The sequence below is a fragment of the Aeromonas popoffii genome, from assembly GCF_037818705.1.
GTDB lineage: Bacteria > Pseudomonadota > Gammaproteobacteria > Enterobacterales > Aeromonadaceae > Aeromonas > Aeromonas popoffii.
In genome coordinates, this window is sequence record NZ_CP149129.1 from 1,662,297 (window position 1) to 1,686,292 (window position 23,996).

General features: G+C 58.4%; 27 protein-coding genes. 16 read left to right on the forward strand and 11 right to left on the reverse strand.

Translation table 11 applies throughout. The features are described from left to right. Positions 1-92: 92 nt before the first annotated feature. From WJM78_RS07895 to mepA, 4 genes are read right to left on the reverse strand one after another with little or no spacing between them, the layout of a single operon-like run. The gene (locus tag WJM78_RS07895) at positions 93-710 is read right to left on the reverse strand and encodes a TPM domain-containing protein (protein ID WP_108536120.1); all 618 of its coding nucleotides are present in this window, start codon (positions 708-710) and stop codon (positions 93-95) included. Positions 711-739: 29 nt separating this feature from the next. Then, positions 740-1,474: a TPM domain-containing protein gene (locus WJM78_RS07900; protein ID WP_339014971.1), complete on the reverse strand. Its 735-nt coding sequence runs from the start codon at positions 1,472-1,474 to the stop codon at positions 740-742. Then, a complete protein-coding gene (locus WJM78_RS07905; protein WP_339014973.1) occupies positions 1,471-2,076 on the reverse strand; it encodes a LemA family protein in 606 nt (201 codons plus the stop codon). The genes WJM78_RS07900 and WJM78_RS07905 overlap by 4 nt, the downstream gene beginning before the upstream one ends. A gap of 42 nt (positions 2,077-2,118) precedes the next feature. Beyond that, entirely contained in the window at positions 2,119-2,883 is a 765-nt protein-coding gene (gene mepA / locus WJM78_RS07910) for a penicillin-insensitive murein endopeptidase (RefSeq protein WP_339014975.1), read from the reverse strand. A 167-nt stretch (positions 2,884-3,050) separates the two neighbouring features. Between mepA and WJM78_RS07915 the strand changes: the two genes are divergently transcribed. Next, positions 3,051-3,593: a hypothetical protein gene (locus tag WJM78_RS07915; RefSeq protein ID WP_042034362.1), complete on the forward strand. Its 543-nt coding sequence runs from the start codon at positions 3,051-3,053 to the stop codon at positions 3,591-3,593. A 218-nt stretch (positions 3,594-3,811) separates the two neighbouring features. Beyond that, the gene (locus tag WJM78_RS07920; RefSeq protein ID WP_080741091.1) at positions 3,812-4,090 is read left to right on the forward strand and encodes an RNA recognition motif domain-containing protein; all 279 of its coding nucleotides are present in this window, start codon (positions 3,812-3,814) and stop codon (positions 4,088-4,090) included. Positions 4,091-4,168: 78 nt separating this feature from the next. Here WJM78_RS07920 and WJM78_RS07925 read toward each other — a convergent pair whose 3' ends face one another. Continuing rightward, positions 4,169-5,068: an aldo/keto reductase family oxidoreductase gene (locus WJM78_RS07925; RefSeq protein ID WP_339014979.1), complete on the reverse strand. Its 900-nt coding sequence runs from the start codon at positions 5,066-5,068 to the stop codon at positions 4,169-4,171. Positions 5,069-5,175: 107 nt separating this feature from the next. On the opposite strand from WJM78_RS07925, the gene WJM78_RS07930 reads away from it, so the two are divergent. The 3 genes from WJM78_RS07930 (at position 5,176) to ltaE (ending at position 7,482) form a co-directional block, all read left to right on the forward strand. Continuing rightward, entirely contained in the window at positions 5,176-5,583 is a 408-nt protein-coding gene (locus WJM78_RS07930; RefSeq protein WP_042034359.1) for a transcriptional regulator, read from the forward strand. Between the two features lie 90 nt (positions 5,584-5,673). After that, complete coding sequence (locus WJM78_RS07935) at positions 5,674-6,375, forward strand: short-chain dehydrogenase (RefSeq protein ID WP_339014981.1); 702 nt, start codon at positions 5,674-5,676, stop codon at positions 6,373-6,375. A gap of 90 nt (positions 6,376-6,465) precedes the next feature. After that, positions 6,466-7,482 carry a low-specificity L-threonine aldolase gene (ltaE, locus tag WJM78_RS07940; protein WP_042034357.1) on the forward strand — a complete coding sequence of 339 codons (1,017 nt, stop codon included), beginning with the start codon at positions 6,466-6,468 and terminating at the stop codon, positions 7,480-7,482. A gap of 55 nt (positions 7,483-7,537) precedes the next feature. On the opposite strand, the gene WJM78_RS07945 is transcribed toward ltaE, so the two are convergent. The 4 genes from WJM78_RS07945 to WJM78_RS07960 form a co-directional block, all read right to left on the reverse strand. After that, a complete protein-coding gene (locus WJM78_RS07945; protein ID WP_042034356.1) occupies positions 7,538-7,969 on the reverse strand; it encodes a PAS domain-containing protein in 432 nt (143 codons plus the stop codon). Between the two features lie 9 nt (positions 7,970-7,978). Continuing rightward, entirely contained in the window at positions 7,979-9,007 is a 1,029-nt protein-coding gene (locus WJM78_RS07950) for a response regulator (RefSeq protein WP_339014984.1), read from the reverse strand. Between the two features lie 54 nt (positions 9,008-9,061). Further along, positions 9,062-10,000, reverse strand: a complete 939-nt coding sequence (locus tag WJM78_RS07955) for a LysR family transcriptional regulator (RefSeq protein WP_339014986.1) — start codon at positions 9,998-10,000, stop codon at positions 9,062-9,064. A 73-nt stretch (positions 10,001-10,073) separates the two neighbouring features. Beyond that, positions 10,074-10,775 (reverse strand): DUF2982 domain-containing protein, encoded by a 702-nt coding sequence (locus WJM78_RS07960; protein ID WP_042034352.1) that lies wholly within the window; start codon positions 10,773-10,775, stop codon positions 10,074-10,076. Positions 10,776-10,944: 169 nt separating this feature from the next. Here WJM78_RS07960 and WJM78_RS07965 point away from each other — a divergent pair, with 169 nt between their 5' ends. From WJM78_RS07965 to WJM78_RS07980, 4 genes are all read left to right on the forward strand, one after another. Next, positions 10,945-12,882 carry a putative bifunctional diguanylate cyclase/phosphodiesterase gene (locus WJM78_RS07965; protein ID WP_339015799.1) on the forward strand — a complete coding sequence of 646 codons (1,938 nt, stop codon included), beginning with the start codon at positions 10,945-10,947 and terminating at the stop codon, positions 12,880-12,882. 94 nt (positions 12,883-12,976) lie between these two features. Next, positions 12,977-13,702, forward strand: a complete 726-nt coding sequence (gene nfsA / locus WJM78_RS07970) for an oxygen-insensitive NADPH nitroreductase (RefSeq protein WP_339014989.1) — start codon at positions 12,977-12,979, stop codon at positions 13,700-13,702. 188 nt (positions 13,703-13,890) lie between these two features. After that, entirely contained in the window at positions 13,891-14,655 is a 765-nt protein-coding gene (locus tag WJM78_RS07975) for a hypothetical protein (RefSeq protein ID WP_042034349.1), read from the forward strand. Beyond that, complete coding sequence (locus WJM78_RS07980; protein ID WP_339014991.1) at positions 14,649-15,212, forward strand: VOC family protein; 564 nt, start codon at positions 14,649-14,651, stop codon at positions 15,210-15,212. Before WJM78_RS07975 ends, WJM78_RS07980 begins: the two co-directional genes overlap by 7 nt. A 59-nt stretch (positions 15,213-15,271) precedes the next feature. On the opposite strand, the gene WJM78_RS07985 is transcribed toward WJM78_RS07980, so the two are convergent. Beyond that, the gene (locus WJM78_RS07985) at positions 15,272-16,486 is read right to left on the reverse strand and encodes an MFS transporter (RefSeq protein WP_339014993.1); all 1,215 of its coding nucleotides are present in this window, start codon (positions 16,484-16,486) and stop codon (positions 15,272-15,274) included. Between the two features lie 93 nt (positions 16,487-16,579). Between WJM78_RS07985 and WJM78_RS07990 the strand changes: the two genes are divergently transcribed. Both WJM78_RS07990 and cysB read left to right on the forward strand, forming a co-directional pair. Further along, the gene (locus WJM78_RS07990; protein ID WP_339014995.1) at positions 16,580-17,455 is read left to right on the forward strand and encodes a LysR family transcriptional regulator; all 876 of its coding nucleotides are present in this window, start codon (positions 16,580-16,582) and stop codon (positions 17,453-17,455) included. 73 nt (positions 17,456-17,528) lie between these two features. Beyond that, positions 17,529-18,503, forward strand: coding sequence for an HTH-type transcriptional regulator CysB (gene cysB, locus WJM78_RS07995; RefSeq protein ID WP_042034344.1), 975 nt, complete (start codon positions 17,529-17,531; stop codon positions 18,501-18,503). An 80-nt stretch (positions 18,504-18,583) separates the two neighbouring features. On the opposite strand, the gene ribA is transcribed toward cysB, so the two are convergent. Continuing rightward, the gene (gene ribA, locus WJM78_RS08000) at positions 18,584-19,177 is read right to left on the reverse strand and encodes a GTP cyclohydrolase II (protein WP_042034343.1); all 594 of its coding nucleotides are present in this window, start codon (positions 19,175-19,177) and stop codon (positions 18,584-18,586) included. A gap of 248 nt (positions 19,178-19,425) precedes the next feature. Between ribA and cmk the strand changes: the two genes are divergently transcribed. The 5 genes from cmk (at position 19,426) to lapB (ending at position 23,877) form a co-directional block, all read left to right on the forward strand. Beyond that, positions 19,426-20,118: a (d)CMP kinase gene (cmk, locus tag WJM78_RS08005; RefSeq protein ID WP_339014998.1), complete on the forward strand. Its 693-nt coding sequence runs from the start codon at positions 19,426-19,428 to the stop codon at positions 20,116-20,118. A 94-nt stretch (positions 20,119-20,212) separates the two neighbouring features. Continuing rightward, positions 20,213-21,883, forward strand: a complete 1,671-nt coding sequence (rpsA, locus tag WJM78_RS08010; protein ID WP_042034339.1) for a 30S ribosomal protein S1 — start codon at positions 20,213-20,215, stop codon at positions 21,881-21,883. Between the two features lie 92 nt (positions 21,884-21,975). Next, positions 21,976-22,260 (forward strand): integration host factor subunit beta, encoded by a 285-nt coding sequence (gene ihfB, locus WJM78_RS08015; RefSeq protein WP_005299934.1) that lies wholly within the window; start codon positions 21,976-21,978, stop codon positions 22,258-22,260. A gap of 156 nt (positions 22,261-22,416) precedes the next feature. Further along, complete coding sequence (locus tag WJM78_RS08020; RefSeq protein WP_042034338.1) at positions 22,417-22,701, forward strand: LapA family protein; 285 nt, start codon at positions 22,417-22,419, stop codon at positions 22,699-22,701. Positions 22,702-22,710: 9 nt separating this feature from the next. Beyond that, positions 22,711-23,877, forward strand: a complete 1,167-nt coding sequence (gene lapB / locus WJM78_RS08025; RefSeq protein WP_042034337.1) for a lipopolysaccharide assembly protein LapB — start codon at positions 22,711-22,713, stop codon at positions 23,875-23,877. The last annotated feature ends 119 nt before the right edge of the window (positions 23,878-23,996 follow it).

The following is a 23,996-nucleotide window of genomic DNA, read 5'->3' on the forward strand; positions in this document are numbered from 1 at the left end:
GGGCTGCCAGGGTCAACCATTTTTCCCCTTATTTTTCATAATCTTTATCGAATGCCTATCCCTTGAACAGAATGCCGGTTTTTTAAACTTGATCAGGGCTTGTCCAAGATGATCAGACTGTCGGGCAGCTCATTCTGATCCCGGGTCGCCGGGAAGGCATCGGTCAGGATGGCGCGGGTGCGCTCCACGCACTCGATGAATCCCTGCTCCACCTCCCGGTTGCGTACCCGTTGAGTGAAGTCGTCGATGATCGCCTGCCACAGGGCATTGTCGATATGCTGGGCGATGCCGTCATCCACCAGTATTTCCACATAGTGTTCGGCCACCGAGACGAAGATCAGCACCCCCAGCCGGTCCCGAGTGCGGTGCAGCCCCTGTTCGACAAACTGCAGGCGAGCCATCAACGCCGCCCTGCGCTGGCGTACCTGCTTCGGGATCAGATACATCTTGATGGGGGTCCAGTGGAACAATATGCTCAGCAGCAGCCACACCGACCACTGTGCTAGCAGGATCTCGTACCAGCCGAGCCAGAAGCCGAGCTCAAACACCAGCAGGGGGGTGAGCATGGCAATCAGCGCAGCCCACAGGGTGGGAATATAGCGATAACCGTCACTGGCTGGCGCCAGCACTGTGACCAGTTCAGCATCCGTTTCCAGCTCCGCCTCGCGAACCTTGGCCTGTAGCGTGTGGAAGAACTGTTTAGAAATCATAGTGTCGTCTCTTCATGCCTGTATTCCTGTTACCAACCACCGGAGGCTCCGCCGCCGCCAAAACTGCCGCCGCCCCCACTGAAACCGCCACCGCCGCCGCCCCGGCTGCCGAAGCTGCCTGCACCGAAGCCTCCTGTCAGCAAAGCCGCGCGGCGTCGGCCACCGCTGCCGCCCCCGCCACCGCCGCGCAGGTTATGCAGCACTAGCATCACAATCACTATCAGGATGAACAGCCAGGGACCGCCCAGCCTCTCCTTTTGTTTGGGAATGTCCACCGGCGTGTACTCACCCGCCAGCGCCTGCATGATGCCCCTGCTGCCTGCGACCACACCGGCGGCCATGTTGCCACGCTTGAAGGCGGGCAGTATCCGGGCCTGGATGATGTTGGCCGCAATGGCGTCGGGCAGGGCACCTTCCAGCCCATAACCCACTTCGATGCGCACCTTGCGCTCATCCTGTGCGATCAGCAGCAGGACGCCGTTGTTTTTGCCTTTCTGACCAATGCCCCAGTGGCGACCGAGCTGGTAGCCATACTCCTCTATGGTTCCACCATCCAATGTATCGATTGAGACCACCACCAGCTGGATGCCGCTACGCCTTTCAAATGCGGCCAGTTGCTGGGTCAGCTGATGAGCTTGCTTACGGGACATCAGGTTTGCCTCATCCACTACCCGGCCGCTGAGGGCTGGAAAGGTGGGGGCGGCTTGCAGCGCTGCCATCCACAGCAGCAGACAAGGCAACAGCCAGCGGGCAAGCCTGCTCATTGGAAGTTGACCTTGGGCGCCTCATCGGCACCTGGCTTGGCACTGAAGCTCGGTTTGGCCTCCAGATCCGAATAGAGCAACTTGGACCAGATGACGCCGGGGAAGGTACGGATCTCGGTATTGAACTGGCGCACCGCCTCAATGTTGTCGCGGCGGGCCACCGAGATACGGTTCTCGGTGCCTTCCAGCTGTGCCTGCAGGGTGAGGAACTGCTGATCTGCCTTCAGATCCGGATAGCGTTCGACTACCACCATCAGCCGGGCGAGGGCGCTGGAGAGCTGGTTCTGGGCCGCTTCAAACGCCTTGAGCTGGGCAGGATCGCTCACCTGCACGCTGCCGACCCGGGCTCGGGCGTCGGTGACCGCTTTCAGGGTCTCTTGCTCGTGGCTGGCGTAGCCCTTGACGGTGGCCACCAGATTGGGAATGAGATCGGCCCGGCGCTGGTACTGGTTCTCGACCTGGCCCCAGCTCGCCTTGACCTGTTCATCCAGGGTCGGAATGTTGTTCATGCCGCAACCCGTCAGTCCCAGCAGCAGGGTCAGGGTCAACAGGCTCTGCGTTGTCCGGCGCCAGAGTGAAGTGGCCATCTTGTTGTTCTCCATTGAAATTTCTAGCGGATATAGGTGCACCATAACAGCTTGTGGTCAACTGCCACAACGGGCGGGCAGCCTGGGTTTGCTGTACGTCATCGAGACCTTGGGTAATTGCGGCTTGTCCTTGAGCCAGGAGGCCAGCTCGGCGTCGCAGCCATTGCCGGGCGGGATCGGGGCCTGGGGTTCGCAATCCGGACTGCCAGCCGGACAGTGCAGCCGCACATGGAAGTGGCTGAAGTGGCCGACCCAGGGACGTAGCTTGGCGACCCAGGGTTCATCAGCGGCCCGCTTGCACACCTCGCCCTTGAGCACCGGATTGATAAAGATGCGGGCAACCTCGGGCTTGCTGGCCGCCAGGCGCAGCAGTTCCAGTTGCTGGGGACCGAAACGTCCCGGCAAGACCCGGTAACTGGGCTCGTCGATCAGCGCCCACTCCTTGGGGGCATCCTGTTCCCATTTGCTGATGGGCTGGTTGGCCATCCGGAACCAGATGTCGGCATCGAGCCCGGTCTGGTGGCTGCGATGGCCCGAGCTGAAGGGGCCGCCGTGGGCCATGGCCAGATCGGCGATATAGAGATCCGGCATGCCGGCCATCCGGGTCTGGTTTGCCAGGGTCGTGAGATAGTGAATAAGGTCGGGGTGACCGTAGTAGCGCAGTCGTTTGCTGCGGATCACCTGATAGCCGGGCCCTGTCAGCGGGAGGGCCATGCTATGTTTGAGGCAGCCGGCCGAATAGCCGCCAATGGCTTCAGGAGCGATTGGGTGGGCACCGGAATGCAGGGCACTGGCCATGAACAGCAGGGTGGTAGCAAGCATGAGACTCCCGACAATTACGCTAAGAGATGGGCTCAGATAACCCCAATCATATCAAGAGTCTGGCGAGGTCGTCACCCGACTTGCCGGTCGGGTTGCATCTTGGCGTCCGGCTCCCGCACAATGCGCGACACATCTAGGTGAGCGCACGAGAACATAAGGAGAGCGAGATGAAGGTGAGTGAGCTGGTGGATAAGGCGGGGCTCTGTTGCCTGATGCCTCCCGCCCGACGTTTTTATCCTGTGATGGGGATCTTACTGCTGGCGAGTCTGGTGACTGTGCTGGCCGCCGTCGGCCTGGGCTATCCGGCGATGGGGCTGCTGCCCTGGGTGGGGGTGGTGTTTGGCGGCATAGTGCTGTTGATGATGGTGTTGCCTCGCAACTGGCAGCGCTGGCGACTGGCCGAACTTGCCTGGGACGACGAGCGTCTCTACCTGCTCAATGGCAGCGATGACAGGGCGCTGGCTCTGCCAAGAGCGGCTCTGGTCGGCATTGAGCGGGATCGCACGGTGGGCCACGACGGCCAGTGGCTGGCGTTCAGCCTGGATCTTCGGCTCGATGGTGAGCAGCTTGCGGCGGCGACCAAACTGATGGGGCTAGGTCGTGAGGGAACCCACGAAGTCGCACCCGGCATTTATCGCTTTGGCTTTAAACGGGCCTGGCACGGTCGCCGCGCACTCAAGGAGATGCTCAAGGCGCTGCTTCCCATGTGAGCTGACTATTTTCTCGACAATCCGCCTCAAAGCTCAGATACTGCCAGTGACTCGAATTGATCTTGCCTGTTCTGTTCACCCAAGAGATCAATGGCTTGAGTGAACAAAATGGGGAGTGCCTCGGCATGATGCCCTGGCAGGTCCGGCATGGAGGGTGTGCCCTTACTTCTGTGTTGGTGATTAAATAGAGAAGGCACCTTGAATCGAGAGTGGATGGCATGAAGATTTACGTAGGTAATCTGTCGTACCGGATGACGGCCGACGAACTGACAACCGTGTTCAGCCAATTTGGGCAGGTAGAAAAGGTCGATATCATCATCGATCGCGATACCGGTCAGTCCAAGGGGTTTGGCTTTATTGAAATGCCTGTCAATGGCGATGCTGAGAAGGCTATCGCCGGTTTACATGGCACCGAAATCGGTGGCCGCACCATCACAGTCAACCAAGCCAAACCGAAGACAGATGCACCACGTGGTCGCCCCCAGCGTCATCGTTGAGTTGCCTTGATAATGCAGAACGGCATGGGTATCCCCCATGCCGTTTTTGTTGGTGCGTTATGCGGCTGTCATACAGGGTCAGGGCACGTCATACCCGAGCGCCGCCTTGCGAATGCGGAACCACTGCTGGCGGTTGAGTACGATGGACTCGGCGGCCACGGCGGCGGCGATCCGCTCCCGCTTGCCTGAGCCTATCAGCGGCAACGGCTGGCTTGGCAACATCATCACCCAGGCGTAGACCAGCTGCTCTATGTGCTGAGCGCCCACTTCATGGCGGATCTGCTCGAGCTCGGCGCGTAGCGGCGCATACTCCTGGCCGTTGAACAGGCGTCCGCCACCGAGGCAGGACCAAGCCATGGGCTTGATGCGAAGTTGCTGGCATTGATCCAGGGTGCCATCCAGGGTGGTGCTCTGGTTCAGCGGCGAGATCTCCAGCTGGTTGGTGACCAGCGGGAAGGGCAGGCGTGACTGCAGCAGCTCGAACTGGCGAGGGGTGAAGTTGGATACCCCGGCGTGCTTGATCTTGCCTGCCTGCCTGAGGGTGATGAAGGCATCGGCCACCTCGTCGGCATCCATCAGGGGGTCGGGGCGGTGGATCAGCAGCAGATCCAGATAGTCGGTGCTGAGTTTGCGCAGGGAGTTCTCGGCACTGGCGATGATGTGCGCCTTGCCGGTGTTGTAGTGGTTGAGCGCATGTTCCGGCTTGGCGGTGAGGGCGATGCCGCATTTGCTGACGATTTCCATTCGGGCGCGCAGGGAGGGCTCAAGGCGCAGGGCCTTGCCGAACGCCTCCTCGCACAGGTAACCGCCGTAGATGTCGGCGTGATCCAGGGTGGTCACTCCCAGGTCCAGGTGGTACTTCATCAGATCGAGCAGCGCTGCCGGGGAGAGTTGCCACTCCATCAGACGCCAGTAGCCCATGATGAGGCGGGAGAAGGTCGGGCCCTGCTCGTGCAGGGCGACGCGAGATACAGACATGAGTGACTCCTTGGGAAATTAATGCTGCCAGCATCTTGGTCTCTTCTGCCTGGCAAGGCAATAATGCGTTTTTTGTTCACTCGAACTTTGGTTCTGACAGGAGACATATGGAAGGATTTGCCGAGCGGTTGCGGAGTCTGATCGGGGTGGGCAGCATCAGCGCGTTTGCGCGTAAAGTCGGTTTGAGTGAAGCCCTGATCCGCAAATATCTGAAGGGGGCCGAGCCTGGCCTTGGCAAAGCAAACCAGATCGCCATGGGGGCCAACTGCTCGCTGGAGTGGCTTGCCACCGGTTGTGGTTATCTTTACCGACAGGCAGAAGTGGTGGATCGGGAGGCGCTGGCCGCCGCAGGTACCCTGCTGCAGGAGTTGCAGCCGGAGCAATCCCTGCCTGATGAAAGGCAACTGGTGACCCTGCTCGCCTACTACCAGTTCTTGCGCAGCCACAAGAGGGCCGACGGCTTCCTGGATCTGGCGTTGGCGCGCGAATTTGGCAAGCACCTCAATGAGGCATAAACCCGGATGGGCATAGCCAACCAACTCTTGGCGGCAGCCGATTATTATTCTGATAACCTCTAAACAGACGGCAGATCCGGGGAGAGGGCGATGGGCTATCTGATCTTGGGCAGTGGTGGATTGGGCACGGCGCTGGCCAGGGAGCTGTCGGCTCGTGGCGAGGAGTGGGTGCTGGCCGGCAGGCAACTGCCCAAGGGGCTGGATCCGGCCTGCTACTTCCCGTTGCAGGATGTGGAGCCACTCTCTTTCGATGCGCTGTTCACCCTCTATGACACAAGCCCCCTGCCGAGCGTGGTGATCAACACCATAGGCCTGTTGCACGACATCAACTTCATGCCGGAGCTGTGGGTGGAGGAGGTCAATCCCAAGTGGCTGTGCGACAGCCTGCTGGCCAATGCCTGGCCACATCTGGCCCTCGGCGCCTGCCTGAGCCGCCGCATGACCCCGGATGCCAGCTTGTGGCTCTGTTCTCTCTCCGATCTGGCCGGTAGCCTGACCGCCAATGAGACGGGCTGCCGCTACAGCTACCGGATGAGCAAGGCGGCCCTCAACATGGGGGCCAGGACGCTGGCGCTCGAATGGCGGGATCGTTTCCCCAGCGCTGGGGTGATCACTGTGCACCCGGGCCCCATGGACACCCCCATGAACCAGCCCTTTCTCCATGCGCTGGCCCCCGCCAGCCTGCAGGATCCTGCATTGATCGCCCCCCGTTTACTGGCTCTGATCGCCGGTTTGTCGTTGGCACAATCCGGCGCCTTTGTGGATCTGCAGGGGCAGCCGCTGCCCTGGTAAGCCGTCACCGGGCTCACATTCCAGTGACGCCCTGCTTGCCAAGCCCGCCCGGGCTGGCTAACGTCGTCCTCCTGCACCAGGAGGGATGTCATGCGCTATATCGATTTACGAAGTGATACGGTCACCCAGCCCACGGATGCCATGCGTCAGTGCATGCTCCATGCCGAGGTCGGGGATGATGTCTATGGGGAGGATCCGGGCGTCAACGCGTTGGAAGCCTATGGCGCCGACCTGCTTGGCAAGGAGGCTGCGCTGTTCGTGCCATCCGGCACCATGTCCAACTTGCTGGCGGTGATGAGCCATTGCCAGCGTGGGGAAGGGGCTGTACTGGGCTCGGCAGCCCACATCTATCGCTACGAGGCGCAGGGTTCTGCCGTGCTGGGGTCTGTGGCTCTGCAACCTGTGCCCATGCAGGCTGATGGCTCGCTGGCGCTGGCGGATGTGCGGGCGGCCATCGCCCCTGACGATGTCCATTTTACCCAGACTCGCCTCGTCTGCCTCGAAAACACCCATAACGGCAAGGTGCTGCCCTTGCCTTATCTGCGTGAGATGCGCGAACTGGTCGATGAGCATGGTTTGCAGTTGCATCTGGACGGTGCTCGTCTGTTCAATGCCGTGGTGGCGAGTGGCCATACGGTGCGCGAGCTGGTCGCGCCGTTTGACAGTGTCTCCATCTGCCTCTCCAAGGGGCTGGGAGCGCCGGTGGGATCGCTGCTGGTGGGTTCTCATGCCTTCATCGCCCGTGCCAGAAGGCTGCGCAAGATGGTGGGTGGCGGTATGCGTCAGGCGGGGATCCTGGCTCAGGCTGGCCTGTTTGCGTTGCAGCAGCATGTGGTACGCCTCGCGGACGATCATCGCCGTGCCAGACGGTTGGCCGAGGGGCTGGCTGCGCTGCCTGGCATCAGGCTGGATCTGGCGCAGGTTCAGACCAACATGGTGTTCCTGCAACTGACGAGTGGCGAGAGTGCACCCTTGCTGGCCTTCATGAAGGCGCGGGGGATCCTCTTCTCCGGTTATGGCGAGCTGCGGCTGGTGACCCATCTGCAGATCCACGATGATGACATCGAAGAGGTGATTGACGCCTTTACCGAGTATCTCGGGGCGTGACAATCTCATGGAATGAACCAGGGCGCCGCGGCGCCCTGTGTTGTTTGCGGCTGGCTCAGGCTTGCCGCTGGCCACTTATCAGCATGGCCTCGTCGGTGGCATCGTAGATCATCACGGCGATATGGGTCACCTGGCCACCAAAGTCGGCCAAGGGCACCAGGGTCAGATTCTGGAACATATGGGGTGCCGAGCCCGTGATGGGGCGATAGTTGGAGAAACGCAGCAGATAGGGTTTCTGCTCCCAGGTGCTGAAGGCGCGATTGTTGAGCTTGAACACCATGTTGGCCTTGCGCTCGAACCAGGCCCTGTCCACATCGGGGAAGAGATCGAACAGCACGCCATCGCGTACCTCACCGGCTAACCTGCCGCTGTGGCTCTCCATGAAGCCGTTCCACACCTGTACCCGGTACGCCTTGTCGAGCACCACCAGCCCCACGTCCAGATTCTGGACTATGTTCATCAGCCAATGAAATTCACGAATTTCCATGGTCACTCCCTAGAGCATGTGCATGATTTTATTGTTCATGGTGGCGATGGAATCTTCGGTAAACAGCAGCAGCAAGTCACACTGCACCGCGTAATCCTGGACCCGATAGTTGATCTCGATGGCCAGGGTGCGGCGCCAGCGGCTCTTGTTGGTGTTAATGAGATCCTTGATGGGTCTGTGCTGGCCGAGCACCACCGGATGACCTTGGCTGAAAGGGGTATCGAGCTGGCTGGCGTAACCGCGCAGGAAGGCACCGATCAGCACGTTGGCTGTGTCCATCAAGAGTTCCAGCTCGGCATTGCGATCCAGCGCCCCCTGGTGGTTCATCAGCCGGGCCAGATCCGTGAAGCTGGAGTCGTGGAACAGGATCAGCGCTTCGCCGGCGATCCCCGCCCCGATGAAGCCCTGACAGACGGCGGAGAGGGTATCCGAGTCGGCGGCGGCCGAGAGGGCCATGTGCAGCTCAGAGACCTCCAGCACGTTGACGTTGGGAATGGGCAGCACCACAAAGGCGTTGAGCAGGCGGGCAAGCAAGTCGGCGGCCTGGCCCATCGAGATGTTGGCGAGCTCTTGGTAAACGTCGCGGATCTCGGGGGTGAGCTTGACGCCAATATCAGCATCAGGCCCACCTGCCGTCAGGCCTTCAAGCAAGGCAGGCGCAGCGGCAACACCATTGGGTTGCCACAAACCGTGTTGCCTGAGCAGGGCACTCAGGGTTTCGGGGGCGGCCGGTTTCTTGATGAAATCGAGGGCGCCAAGACTCATGACCCTTTGATGCGCCTCGGGCTGGATGTCGCCAGAGACGACGAACACCTTGTTGCGCAGCCCTTCCTGTTGCAGGGTCTCCAGCACCCCGTAGCCGTCCATCTCCGGCATGGTCAGATCCAGAAAAATCAGATCGCCATGCCCCATCAGCACTTGTTCCACCCCTTCGAGCCCGTTTGCAGCGTAATGCAGCGTCACATCCCAGTCGGCAGGAAGGGCGCGGGCCAGCTGTTTACGAGCGAATCCTGAGTCATCACATATCAATACATTCATAGTGTTAGGCTGGCCTGGTCAACGAGAATTGTTAATAGTGTGGCCCGCTGACGGTCAGATGCAACGGGACAGACTGGTTGCCGGTGAAAATTGGTTGTCCCATTGGTGGTTCCGGTAGCGCGCTGAGTATTTTTCAACGAATTCAGCGAACATCTTAACACGTAGTGGGGCGAACTGAGGCTGACAGCGCAACATATAGAAGGGGCGATTGCCGGTTTGCCAGTCAGGCAGCACGGCAACCAGTTGCTCATCCTGCAGGAAGGGGTGGACGTAGTGGTGAGGTGCGTTGACTATTCCCAGATGCCGTCTGGCGGCCCTGACTGCCGCCTGGGTCTGGTTGACGGTGAGCTTGGCGGTGCGCTTGATCTGCACTGTCTGCTCGTCCCGGCCGGTCAGTTGCCAGTGCTGATGGGGCCAGCAGTAGATCAGGGAGTGCTCCTCCAGCTGGGCCGGGTGAGTCGGTGTGCCCATCTTCTCCAGATAGAGCCTGGAGGCGAACAGGCCGTATTCGATGTGACCGAGACACTGGGCATTGGTCATGGATTGCGGCAGTTCACCGTTGAAAAACACCAGATCCCGATCGTTGTCGAGCAGGTGCTGATGATCATTGGTCTGGGTGATGTCGAACCGCACAGCTGGGTAGTGCAGGCCAAAATCCGCCAGCATGTCGACCAGTATGGTGTTGGAGAGTGCGATGGGCGCGGCGAGGCGTATCACCCCGTTAATGTCGGCTTCCCGGCCCTGAATTTCACCGGTAGCCTGCTCAATCTCGGCCAGCGGGGTACACAGACGCTCGTAATATCTGAGCCCATCGTCGGTGAGGCGGAGTTTGCGGGTGGATCTGTGTAGCAAGGAGCAGCCGAGCTGCTCTTCCAGCTGAGAAATACGTCGACTGATGGTGCCAGTAGGCATGCCCAGTGCGGCAGCCGCATGGGAAAAACCTCCCTCTTGCACCACCTTGACGAACAGATAAAACTCTTCGATGTACTTCATAAGCGGTGTTCTGGGTGTAACAAGGGAGTGACCTTAAAAAGAGCCGCCAGCCTTGGCAAGTGCAATCCGGCGTTTAATTGATCTGGATTAGATTCGACTCCCGCTGGTATTGGTGCAACAGGCGGACAAATTCGGCAGGGTCCCGATCCAGGCTGTTGTCCGGCACCAGCAGATCGTAACCGAGCAGGTCACGCAAGCGGGTCATGCGATTGGCCAGCATTGCGATGACCCCCTCGTAGCGCTGACCAGATGGGGAGCGAAAGTGGCTCTCCTCCAGCAGACCTTCTCCCTGAAAGGCATCACCGCAGCTGCCGCTGGCACAATCTTGCCGTTCACTGCGCAGGGCTTGCAGCAGCACGGCCCTCTGTTCTGTCAGCAGGCGCACTGCCAATCTGGGTGTGATCAATGTCAAAAAATCGTCGTAATCTTTTATCTTCAAACCTATGTAGGGCAGGGCAACCAGGTCCCAGCCCAGATGAATGAGTGGTTGGTCAATACGTTGAATATTTCTCCATTTCAGGATCCAACCACCGTATTTATGGTGATATTGCAAACAATCGTGACAGAGCGAGAGGCTGAAATGGGGTTCAACCAGTTTCAATGAGCCGATAAATATCATCAGCAGACCCGCCAACAGGCCGGAGATGAAGGGGATTAGTGGTTGTTCACGGAATAAAAAAAGTATAAAAATCATAGTAATGGTTACTATGATGCCCAACAATATCAAGGTGAGTCCGTTTTTCCTGACCATGGGTTTCACATGTAGCGTTTTCATATGAAGTCAGCCCTTGTGCGCATGCTTATTTCCAGATTATGGGCTGGATCCGATTTTGTACCAGCGCCGGGCGTCCCGAGAGGGCGTCTTGTTGCAGGGTTTCCCTGTGATCACACATCATGAATCACCATATTAGATGAATACGCTAGACGAACGGTTATTGAACGGGATGGATGTGCTGCATACCCCGATCTGGGTTTATGACATCCAACATCATCATATCTACTGGGCTAATCGCACCGCATTGGGGGTGTGGGAAGCCAGCTCGCTTGCCGAACTGCAATCACGTGACTTCTCGGCCGACATGGCCGATGCCATCGACTTGTTGCTACAGCGCTATCTCGGTGATTTTCAGCAGGGACGCAGCTACAGCGAGTGGTGGACGCTCTCGCCCAAGGGGGTCAAGAAGCAGATCTACCTGCGGTTGTCCGGCGTTCAGCTGGCCGGTCGCTTGATGATGATGACGGAGGCGGTGATCGACGCCGATACCCTCTATCAGGAGTCCTCCCTCGCTACCGGCGATACCCTGGCCTGTCTGTTTGACAATCAGGGTCGGTTGGAGAGTGGCAACCACCATTTCGACATGTGTTTCGGTGACCAGGTCAACCAGCTCTCCCAGGTGTTTTCCGGCAACGACCAAGCCTTCTATCAGAAGCTCTCCCGACTCGATGAAGTCGTGGCGGAGGGGGAGTGCCGGACGCTCAAGGGGATGCGCTGGTTCCAGTACCAGTTCCGTCATATCCAGCAGGGGGCGCAGATCCTGCTCACCATGCGCGACATAACGGACCGCAAGCTCGAGGAGCTGGAACACCGCCATCTGGCCTGGCATGACTCGCTGACCGGGCTGCTCAACCGTTACGGCCTGATGAAATCCCTCGAGGCATATTGCGGCCTGGGTGGGCGCTTCGCGCTGGTGTTCATGGATCTCGACAACTTCAAGCTGGTCAACGACAACTATGGCCACAAGGCCGGGGATCGTCTGTTGGAGCGGGTGGCCGGTCGGCTCAAGCAGGTTTGCCCGCGAGATGTGGAACTGGCACGTCTCGGTGGGGACGAGTTCACTGCCCTGGTGCCGCTGACTCACGCCAGCAATCGGGCGCAGGAAGTGGCCGATCTCATGCTCTCCCAGATGACCAAGCCGCTGCAGCTGAGCGGGGTGCCCGAGGTGACCATTGGCGGCAGCATAGGCATCGCTATCTACCCGGACGATGCGGATGACGGCGACAATCTGATCACCCGCGCTGACATGGCCATGTATCAGGCCAAGCAGATGGGGCGCCTGCGCTGGCAGCGTTTCACCCCCAGCATGCAGCAGAATCTGCACCGCAAGCTGACCCTGAAGCAATTTCTGGCCAAGGCAATAGGTCGGCAGGAGCTGAGCCTCTGCTACCAACCCCAAGTGGATGTGGCAAAAGGCAAACTGCTCGGTTACGAGGCCCTGTTGCGCTGGCACAACCCTGTGCTCGGCCATGTCTCGCCGGTGGAGTTCATCCCGCTGGCCGAGGAGATGGGGCTGATCCGGGAGATCGGCGGCTGGGTGCTCTCGACGGCACTGGCCCAGATGGCGCATTGGCAGCAACAGTGGCAGGTGCGGGTGCCGGTCTCGGTCAATCTGTCCGGGTTCCAACTCTCCTCCGCCTTGCCGGAGCTGGTGGCTCAGCAGCTCAAGGCGTATGGCGTGGATGCAGGCCTGCTGACTTTGGAGTTGACCGAGACTGTCCTTATGCTGGATATGAAAGGTTGCATCGAGATCCTCGATGCCCTGAGCGAGCAAGGCATCAAGATCGCCATTGACGATTTTGGTACCGGCTATTCGTCGCTGGCTTACCTGAACCGACTGCCGATCGACACCATCAAGCTGGATCGTTCGTTCGTGGTGGGGCTGAACCTGCCAGTGATCCGTGCCACTGTCGCCATGGCGACCAGCCTGGGGCTTGGCATCATGGCCGAAGGGGTGGAGGATGAGCACGAGCTCGCCGCGCTGCGTTCCCAGGGGTGTCACGTGTTTCAGGGCTTTTTGTTCAGCAAGCCGATGACGGTGGCGCAGGTAGAGGCCAGCGCCTTTCTGGTTAGCTGCAAGGCGGGTGTCTATCCGCTGGCGGGATAGGGTCAAGGAACGTGCATCTGTCATCGTTAGCTGCGAGGGGCCTTGGGCCCCTCCGTTTTTTTGGGTAGAGTGTGGACTTCTTCCTGGAGACATCATGAACCCGACCATAGACCTTATTCTCGCCCATCGCTCCATCCGTCAATTTACCCAAGAACCCATCACGGCGACCCAGCTCGACCAGATCCTGAGCGCGGCCCAGTCTGCTTCCAGCTCCAGTTTCCTGCAGACTAACAGCATCATACGGGTTACCGACATGGCCCTGCGCACCCGGCTCGCGGAGCTGGCGGGGCATCAGGCTCATGTGGCCGAGGCGGCCGAGTTTCTGATGTTTTGCGCCGATTATCATCGTCACGGTCAAATCGTGCCGGACGCCCAGACAGGTTATATCGAGCAGCTGATGATCGGCGCCATCGACGGTGCCCTGATGGCCCAAAATGCCCTGCTGGCAGCCCAGTCGCTGGGATTGGGTGGCGTCTACATCGGCGGCATTCGCAATAATCCGGTCGCTGTGAGCGAGGCGCTGGGGCTACCAGACCTGGTTATCCCCTTGTTTGGGCTCTGTCTGGGCCATCCGGCGCAGGTTCCCGAACAGAAACCCCGTTTGCCCCGGGCGCTGGTTGTGCACGAGAATCACTATCAGGCCGAGCTGGATCGCCCCTTGCTGGCGCGATACGATCAGCAGATAGAGGCCTACTATCAGGCCCGCAGCAGCAATAACAAGCAGCAGACCTGGAGCAGCCAGATCCGGGGCATCCTTGGCAAGGAGGCACGCCCCTTCATGCAGGCATTCTTGCAATCGAAAGGGTTCAACCTCAAGTAATGGGCCCGATGGGCGATACTATGAAGTAATGGCAGTGTTGCCATCACTGCGTGATCCTGATCTTCGCTGCTGATTTGTGGGCCCAGAGCACAATAAATCGTGGGTAAGCTCGACGGTGCGGACTACCTTAAGTGGGTCAGCTGTTGTAGGATCGCGCAATTGGATTGGGACAGGAGTTTGAACATCCTATGATTTTAACCTTGGTATTGCTGTCTATTGGCGCACTCCTGTTTCTGGTTATCGCCTATAACGTGATGCAGCAATATAAGCAGAAGGCAGAGGCAGACAGGCGCCATGCCATCGCTCGTCATAAGGCAGTGGCGGATGAAACCGAAGAGGTGCTGTTGAATGTCAACTTGGTGCCCTTCTCCAAGAACATAGTGTTGTTGCTGCAACACCGTATTCTGGATGCGTACCGGGCGATCGCCTTGGTGATGCCCAACGGCCAGATCAAACAGCGCATCGCCGACGTACAGACCCAAATCAAAAATGTGCAGGAGAACTACAGCAACCAGGATGAGGGGCACTTCAAGACACCCGAATCCGACCGCCAGGCCATTCAGATGCTGCAACTGGTCAAGAAAATGCGTGCGGTGCTGCGGGTCGAGCACAACAAGGGCAAGATAGATCCCCACGGTTTTGCCCAAGAGGATCGTCGCCTCGAGCTGATGCAGCTCAAGATCAACATCTCCAATCTGGTCAAACGGGCCATGGATGCCCAGATCCAGGGGCAATATGGCACTTGTCGTCAGCTCTATACCAAGGGGCTCTCTGCTTTGGCCGGGGTATCTGACAAGGACCCTTATCTGATGGCCCGTGAAGAAGACATGCGTCAGGGGCTGGCCGGGCTGGATGCCCATCTGCAGCAGCACAGCGAGAAAGAGCTGCAGAGCATTAAGAATAAAGAGGCTGATGAGCTGGATGTCCTGTTCCAACCCAAGAAGAAATGGTGATCATGTCCCACCCACTCGATACCACACTGGGGCCCATGGCCCCATTTGTTTGCCAGCTGCTGGCTGAACTGGATCAAAGAGCTGTCCATGTCGATGCCATCGACGTTGACCACCTCTGTTACCGCGCGGCCACGCTGGTCGAATATCAGACGCAGAAGCAGACCCTGGCGGCGTACGGTACCCTGCTGGTGGAAGGCATGATAGGGGGGCGTCCTATTGCCACCTACCAGCTGTTTCATCCCGTGCAATGCGGTGACGTCAGGGTGCCCTGCATCGAACTGGCGGCGCCCAAACCGGGCCGCAGCCATCAGGCTGGGCTGGAGCACATAGAGCTGGTGGTGCCGTCACTGCCAGCGCTGGTCGCCGCGCATCCCGATGTGCCGTTCAAGACTGGCAACATGGATGATCTTCGCAACCCGGACGTGGGCTTGATGTTGGCGTCGGGCCAGATCAAATTTCACTTGCGCGCCTTGGCCGAGGTGATCGAAGAAGAGCTGCGCACTGGCGCTGTGGTGCCTGTGCCCGCCGATTATTACGATAACATCGGATTGCTGTGAGAGCGGGCACAGGTGCTCGTTGATGATACGCAGTGTAAGCGTGTGAGCCCGACCGATGACTACGACTGCATATGGCAGGAGAGGGGGCGGGTGGTACGCCCCTTCACGTGACCGAGCCAGAGGCTCAGGCCCGCGGTGATCACCAGCACCAGCTCGATGCCGAGCACCAATCCTACCAAGCCACCCCGCTCCCAGAAGGGGTGCAGGTAGAGGCCTCCCAGGCTGGCTCCCAGATAATACCCCACCAGATAGAGTGACGAGGCGAGCGCCCGGTTATGTTCCACGTGCTGGCCAACCCAGGCACTGGCACAGGCGTGGGCGAGAAAGAACCCGAAGCTCGAGATGAGCAGCCCCGTCAATATGGCCGCCAGCGAGCCGTGCAACAGCAGTGCACTGCCCAGCGCCATCAGCGAGATCCCCGCCAGCAGCAGGCGCTGTGCCCCCCAGCGGTGGGCGCAGCGACCACTCAGGGAGGAGGCGACCGTGCCCGACAGATAGGTCAGGAACAGCATGCCGAGCCACTGGGTGGGCAGGGAGAAAGGATCCTTGGCCAGCAGGAAGGTGAGGTAGCTGTACTGGTTCAAAAACACCATGAAGTTGAGCCCGCCGATGAGATAGGCTCCGACCAGCAGCGGGTTGCCCAGGTGGCTGCTGATGGCCTGCCGGAATTGGCCCGGAGCGGCGATGACCGGCATGAAACGGGTCTGGGCGGGCAATAACCAGATGACGAGGGGCAGCAGGGTCAGGCTTATCAGGCCGATGCCGAGAAAAGTGTGTTGCCAGTTGCCAAACCAGCCAGCCAGCAGACCACCGACGACCCGGCCTGCGATCCCGCCGAGCGAGTTGGCGGCGATATAGACCCCGACGGCGGAGAGGAGGGCGCGTTTGCTGAACTCTTCTCCCATATAGGCGATGGCGGTGGCGGGCAGTCCGGCCAGCAATATCCCTTGCAGTATCCTCAGCAGCAACAGCTGTTCAAACTGGTGCACCAAGCTGATGAGCAGGGAGAGCAGGATGGCACCGGCCAGGCTCCACAGCATGATCCTGCGCCGGCCGAACCTGTCCGCGAGGCGTGCGCAGAGCAGCAGCGAGGCGGCCAGACCTGCAGTGCAGCCAGCCAGTGTCCAGCCCGCGGTCAGCGAGCTGACGGAGAAGACATCTGCCAGCAGTGGCAGCAGTGGATGGGTTTGGTAGAGGTTGAGAAACACCAGGAAGGAACCCAGGCTCAGGGCCAGGGTGGCGCGTCTCCATTCACGGCTGCCTACTTCGATCATATGCGGTTGTCCTGACGGCTTTTGTGCAGAGTAGTGCGCCGCAGGGCATAAATATAATATATTTAAGTTATCCAACTAATAAGATTAATTGATATGGACTTGAAACAGCTCACCTATTTGCTGGCGGTACGGGATGCTGGCTCCTTCACCAGGGCTGCCAATGGTCTGCATGTGGCCCAGCCCGCCATCAGCATGGCCATCGCCAAGCTGGAGCAGCAACTCGAGTTGCGGCTGTTTGACCGGCAGGATCGCACAGTGCGGCTCACCCCGGAGGGGGAGGTGCTCTGCCGTCATGCCGAACGACTGTTGTTGCAGATGCACCAGGCAGAAGCCGAGATGGCCGAATTGAAAGGGTTGGAGCGTGGCGAGGTGCGCATCGGCATTCCCTACATGATGGGCTCTTACTACTTTCCTCCGATCCTGATGGCCTTCAAGCATCGCTATCCCGGCCTCAAGATCCGGGTGGAGGAAGCGGGCTCGCGTGAGCTGCTGAGCCGCATGGTGGATGGCACCCTGGATCTCGCCATCCTGATCACCAGCGATCTGCCACCTGCGCTGGAAGGGGCCCAACTGCTGCGTGAAGAGATGTTGATGGTGGTGGGGGAGGAGCACCCGTTGCGGCAAGTCCCTGCCGTCTCCCTGACCCAGTTTTTCGGCCAGGAGCTGGCCATGTTCCGGCGCGGTTTCTACCACCGCGAGCACATGGAGGCATTGGCGCAGGGGCTGGGCTGTGAGCCCAATATTTCCTTCGAAAGCAACCTCATTCCGTTGCTCAAGGCGGTGGTGAAGCAGGGCTTTGCGGTGACCACCTTCCTGCGGATGGTGCTGGACGAGGAGACAGCCCTGACCGGAGTGCCGTTTGCTCCGCCTATTTTCCTCGATCTCTGCGTGGCGTGGCGACGGGGGGATCCACTCTCCATGGCGAACCGCGCCTTGCGGGATTTTTTGCTGGCGCAGGCCCAGCCATAAATAGCCAAGAAGAAAAGGCTATCAGGCAAAAGTTTGTTAGTATTAGTTCAAGTCGCCTTTAGAGCTTAACATCATGAAACTCCAACAGTTGCGTTATATCGTTGAGGTTGCCAACCACAGATTGAACGTGTCGGCAACGGCAGAGAGCCTCTATACCTCTCAGCCAGGGATCAGCAAGCAGGTACGCATGCTGGAAGATGAGCTGGGGATCCAGATTTTCGAGCGCAGTGGCAAGCATCTGACCCAAATCACACCGGCAGGACGAGATGTGATCAAGATAGCCAACGAGATCCTGGGCAAGGTGGAAAGCATCAAGGCGGTGGCGAGCCAGCATACTCATCCCGAACAGGGCACGCTTCATATCGCGACCACCCATACTCAGGCCCGTTATGCGCTGCCTGATGTGATCAAGGGGTTCATCAAGCGCTTTCCCAAGGTCTCCCTGCACATGCATCAGGGTACACCGACCCAGATCAGCGAAGCCGTGGTCAAGGGGCTGGCCGATTTTGCTATCGCCACCGAAGCGCTGCACTTGTATGAAGATCTCATCATGCTGCCTTGCTACCACTGGAATCGCAGCGTGATCGTGCCCAAGGGTCATCCTTTGACCCAGGTTGGCAAGCTCTCCATTTCAGATATTGCCCGTTTCCCGCTAGTGACCTATGTGTTTGGCTTCACCGGGCGCTCCGAGCTGGATAACGCCTTCAACCGGGCCGGGTTCGAACCCAATATCGTCTTCACCGCCACCGATGCAGACGTGATCAAGACCTATGTCCGGCTGGGGATTGGCATAGGCGTGATGGCGACCATGGCGCTGGATCCTGCGGTCGATACCGATCTGGTGGCGCTCGATGCCAGCCACCTGTTCGCCCACAGCACCACCAAGATAGGGTTTCGCAAGGGATCCTTCCTGCGTACCTACATGTATGACTTCATGACCCGTTTTGCCCCGCATCTGACCCGGGATGTGGTGGAGCGCGCTATCGCACTGCGCTCCAGTGACGATGTGGATGCCATGTTCGCCGATATCGAGTTGCCTATCCGCTAGCACGGCCAGCCACTGTGTCTGCCAACAAAAACGCCTCCCGATGGGAGGCGTTTTTTATGCGGGCGTGCGGTGCTCCGGGATCACTTCTTGAACAGGTGATCCAGCTTGCTCGCTTTGGTTGAGAGATAAAACTCGTTGTGGGGATTGCGCCCTTCCTGCAGGGGAACCCGCTCCGCCACCGGAATGCCAAAGCTCTCCATCGCTTTCATCTTGCGTGGGTTGTTGGTCATCAGGCGTAAGCTGGTGACGTGCAACGCCTTGAGCATGTCCGCGCAGATGGTGTAGTCGCGCATGTCGGCGGCAAAGCCCAGTGCCACATTGGCCTCAACGGTATCGGCGCCCTGATCTTGCAGGTGGTAGGCCCGGATCTTGTTGAGCAGGCCTATGCCACGTCCTTCCTGGCGTACATACAGTAAGACGCCCCGACCGGCCTTGGCGATGTTTTCCATGGCTGCCTGCAATTGGAAACCACAGTCGCAGCGCAGGCTGAACAGGGCGTCTCCGGTGAGGCACTCAGAGTGAATGCGGCCCAGCACAGGCGCATCACCCGTGACATCGCCCATCACCAGCGCAGCATGATCCTTGCCGGTACCGGTTTCCTGAAAGCCTACCAGCGTGAAGGTGCCCCAAGGGGTCGGCAACTTGGATTTGGCCACGAGGGTAACGCTGCTCATAGGTTGCTCCTTACTACAGCTGCTTAAAAAGGGCGGCCAGTTTAGCGCGCCTTGTCCATAACAACCATAAGAACAAAACCTTGAACTGTTTAATGACTTGAGTCGCTGTACGCAAACCACGCGATCGCGACGGCTTCTGTGCAAATGTGCGTCCTGACGACTGTCAGGCTCGGCACATTTGGGTATAATAGGCGCCCATTACCCCATCCCTTCCGGGATGTGTGCAACAAGAGTGCAGGAGAGAAATTATGCCTCAGATGGCCCCCGTGATGACAATCGATGGCCCGAGCGGTGCCGGTAAAGGCACGTTGTGCCAGCTGCTGGCTGAGAAACTGGGTTGGCACTTGCTTGATTCCGGCGCCATCTACCGGGTGTTGGCCCTGGCTGCCTTGCACCACGATGTAGAACTCGATTCTGAAGCCGCACTGGTCCCACTGGCTGCCAATCTGGATGTGCAATTCCAGGTGGACAGCGAGCAGGTCAAGGTGGTGCTGGAAGGGGAGGATGTGTCCCGCACCATCCGTACCGAAGAGGTGGGCAATGCCGCGAGCAAAATCGCCGCCTTCCCGCGGGTACGCGAAGCCCTGCTGCGCCGTCAGCGTGCATTTCGTCAGGCACCTGGTCTGATCGCCGACGGGCGTGACATGGGAACCGTGGTTTTCCCCGAAGCCGAAGTGAAGATTTTCCTCGACGCCAGCGCGGAAGAACGCGCCCAGCGCCGCTATAAGCAGTTGCAAGATAAGAGCTTTGATGTTAACTTCGAGCGTCTTTTAACCGAGATTCGGGAACGTGACGATCGCGACAGAAATCGCGCCGTAGCGCCCCTTAAAGCGGCAGAAGATGCTCTCGTGGTGGATTCTACCGCCATGACCATAGATGAAGTGCTGGCAACAGTACTCGCCTATGCAGAGCAACAACTTGGTGATGCCAGCGCAAGCTGACATCCGGTCGTCTGCACCAAGGATGGCGCAGATTATTTAAAACAGCCCCGCTTGTGCCGGATTGCAAGTGGATGTTTCATTTGTGACATAAACAATGATCGAATCTTTTGCTCAACTCTTTGAAGAGTCCCTGAACTCCGTTGAAACCCGTCAAGGTTCCATCGTCAAGGGTACTGTCGTTGCTATCGAGAACGGTTTCGTACTGGTTGACGCCGGTCTGAAATCTGAGTCCGCCATCCCGGCTGAAGAATTCAAGAACGCCCTGGGCGAGCTGGAAATCAGTGTGGGTGACACTGTTGACGTAGCTCTGGACTCTATCGAAGATGGTTTCGGCGAAACCAAGCTGTCCCGTGAAAAAGCCAAGCGCCACGAAGCCTGGCTGCAGCTTGAAAAAGCTTACGAAGAGCAAGCTACCGTTATCGGTATCATCAACGGTAAGGTCAAGGGTGGTTTCACCGTTGAACTGAATGGCATCCGTGCCTTCCTGCCGGGTTCTCTGGTTGACGTGCGTCCGATCCGTGACACCGCTCACCTGGAAAACAAAGAACTCGAGTTCAAAGTCATCAAGCTGGACCAGAAGCGCAACAACGTTGTTGTTTCCCGTCGTGCCGTGATCGAGACCGAGAACACCTCCGAGCGCGAGAGCCTGCTGGCTAACCTGCAAGAAGGTCAAGAAGTTAAGGGTATCGTCAAGAACCTGACCGACTACGGTGCATTCGTAGATCTGGGCGGTGTTGACGGCCTGCTGCACATCACCGACATGGCGTGGAAGCGTGTTAAGCATCCTTCCGAAATCGTCAACGTTGGCGACGAGATCGCAGTCAAGGTTCTGAAGTTCGACCGCGAGCGTACCCGTGTATCCCTGGGTCTGAAGCAGCTGGGTGAAGATCCCTGGGTTGCTATCGCCAAGCGTTACCCGGAGACCACCCGTCTGTCTGGCCGCGTGACCAACCTGACCGACTACGGCTGCTTCGTTGAAATCGAAGAAGGCGTTGAAGGCCTGGTACATGTATCCGAGATGGATTGGACCAACAAGAACATCCACCCGTCCAAAGTTGTTAACGTTGGCGACGTGGTTGACGTGATGGTTCTGGATATCGACGAAGAGCGTCGTCGTATCTCCTTGGGTCTGAAGCAGTGCAAATCCAACCCGTGGCAGCTGTTTGCCGAAACTCACGCCAAGGGCGACCGTGTTTCCGGCAAGATCAAGTCTATCACTGACTTTGGTATCTTCATCGGTCTGGACGGCGGTATCGACGGCCTGGTTCACCTGTCTGACATCTCCTGGAACAACCAGGGCGAAGAAGCAGTTCGTGAATTCAAGAAAGGCGACGAAATCGAAGCCGTTGTTCTGCAAGTGGACCCGGAGCGTGAGCGCATCTCCCTGGGTGTCAAGCAGATCGAAGAAGACCCGTTCAATAAGTACCTGTCTGATAACAAGAAAGGTGCTATTGTTAAGGGTAAGGTTACCGAGGTTGATGCCAAGGGTGCTGTGATCGAACTGGCTGACGGCGTAGAAGGCTACCTGCGTGCCTCCGATGCTGCTCGTGACCGTGTTGAAGACGCGACTCTGGTACTGTCTGTTGGTGATGAAGTTGAAGCCAAGTTCATGGGCGTTGATCGTAAGAACCGCACCGTAAGCCTGTCTGTCCGTGCTAAGGACGAGGCTGACGAGCGTGTTGCTATCGATAGTCTGAACCAACAAGAAGAAGTTGTGTTTAGCAATGCTATGGCTGAAGCGTTCAAAGCTGCCAAGGGTGAATAATCCTTGATGCAAGAAAAGGGCGGCTTCACGCCGCCCTTTTTTATATTGGCGTAATGAATATTGCATGTGATCGGGGAAGGAGATTTAACGTTATGACCAAATCAGATCTCATCGAACAATTGGCTGCGAGCCGCATGCATATGCCGGCCAAAGATGTCGAAGCTGCCATCAAGGAGATCCTTGAGCAGATGGCATCGACTTTGCAAAACGGCGATCGGATTGAAATCCGTGGATTTGGCAGTTTTTCACTGCACTATCGTGCCCCCCGAGTGGGTCGTAATCCCAAGACCGGGGACAAGGTTGAGCTGACCGGGAAATATGTCCCTCACTTCAAGCCTGGCAAAGAGTTACGCGAGCGCGTGAACATTATTGAATAATGCAGAAAACGGCATACTTGGGTATGCCTTTTTTGTTTTTATAGCCGCTATTGTGCCAATCGTCCGGTTTCTCCAAGTCTTTTCCCATTCGCGCTAGAGTCTGCCCGTGATTTTAAGGATAATCAGCCTTTCATTAGATACTGACAGGGAGCTCCTATGAAGCGTATCTTGGCCCTCATTCCGCTGGTGCTGGTGTTTATTCTGACCTTGGCCATCGGGTCGCAAAATGGTCAGCTGGTGCAGTTCAATTATCTGATTGCCCAGGGGGAGTTCTCGCTCTCCATGTTGCTGGGTTTCTTCTTTGGTGGTGGTTTTCTGCTGGGCTGGCTGGTGTTCGGTCTGTTGTTTTTGCGCCTAAAAATGCAAAACCGTACCCTCAACCGCACCATGCGTCGTCAATCCCGCGAGTTGGAGCTGGCTCGGTCGGCAGTCAAGGAATAATGTCCCTCGATGCTTGAACTGCTTTTCCTGCTGTTGCCGATTGCCGCTGGCTATGGCTGGTACATGGGGCGCAGGAGTGTTCGCCAGGACACCCAGAAACAGAGTAACCAATTTTCCCGGCAGTATGTGGCGGGCCTCAACTATTTGCTGTCTGATGAGTCGGACAAGGCGGTGGATCTCTTCATCCAGCTGCTGGAAGTAGACAGCGAAACCATCGAAACCCATCTCTCGCTTGGCAATCTGTTTCGTCAGCGTGGCGAGGTCGACCGAGCCATCAAGATCCACCAAAACCTGGTGACCCGCGAGCTGACCCGTGAACAGCGCCAGCTCGCGCTGCAGGAGCTCGCGCGCGACTTCCTGGCTGCAGGCTTGCTGGATAGAGCCGAGGCGCTCTGGAACGAGCTGTGCGAAGACGGCGACTATGAAGAGACGGCGCTGGCCCAGTTGCTGATCATCCATCAGCAGTTACGTGACTGGGACAAGGCCATTGAGGTCGCAGTGCGGTTGCAAAAATATCAGGGCAAGAAGCTGGCCGATCCCATCTCGCATTTCTATTGCGAGCAGGCAGACAGTGCATTGCGCGACGGCGACAAGCCTGCGGGGCTTGCCAAGCTCAAGCGGGCGCTGGGTGTCAATCCAGCTTGTGCCCGTGCCAGCCTGCGACTGGCCGAACTGGCGATGGCGGCGGGGCAGTATGAGCAGGCCAGCAAGGATCTGCTGCGGGTGTTCGAGCAGGACATCGACTTTGCTTCCGAGGCCATCCCCTGGCTCACCGAATGCTATCAGCGCCAGGGCCGCTCTCTCGAGCTCATTCCCTTGCTGGAGCAGGCGGTGGAGGATCACGCCGGCGTCAGCGTGACCCTGGCCCTTGCCAAACTGGTGGAGGAGCGTGATGGCCTGAGTCAGGCCCGCGCGTTGGTGCTGCGCCAGCTGCGCCGTCATCCTTCCATGAAGGGTTTCTACCAGCTGGTGGGCTTCCAGCTGGCCAGTGCGGAGGAGGGGCCTGCCAAGGAGAGCCTGGAGTTGCTGCAGCAACTGGTTGGCGAACAGATCAAGATCAAATCTACCCACAAGTGTCGGCAGTGCGGCTTTGCCACCCACTCGCTGTTCTGGCAGTGCCCATCCTGCCGTCAGTGGGGATCCATCAAGCCGATCCGCGGCCTGGACGGCGAATAAGAGCCAAATCAATTGAAAGTGAGATGCCGTGTGCGGCAAGTGCCGCTGCGGTGTTATCAGGTTGAGCCTGGGCCTGGATGGTGACGCCATGCCCAGATGGTGAACAACAATCAATAGGA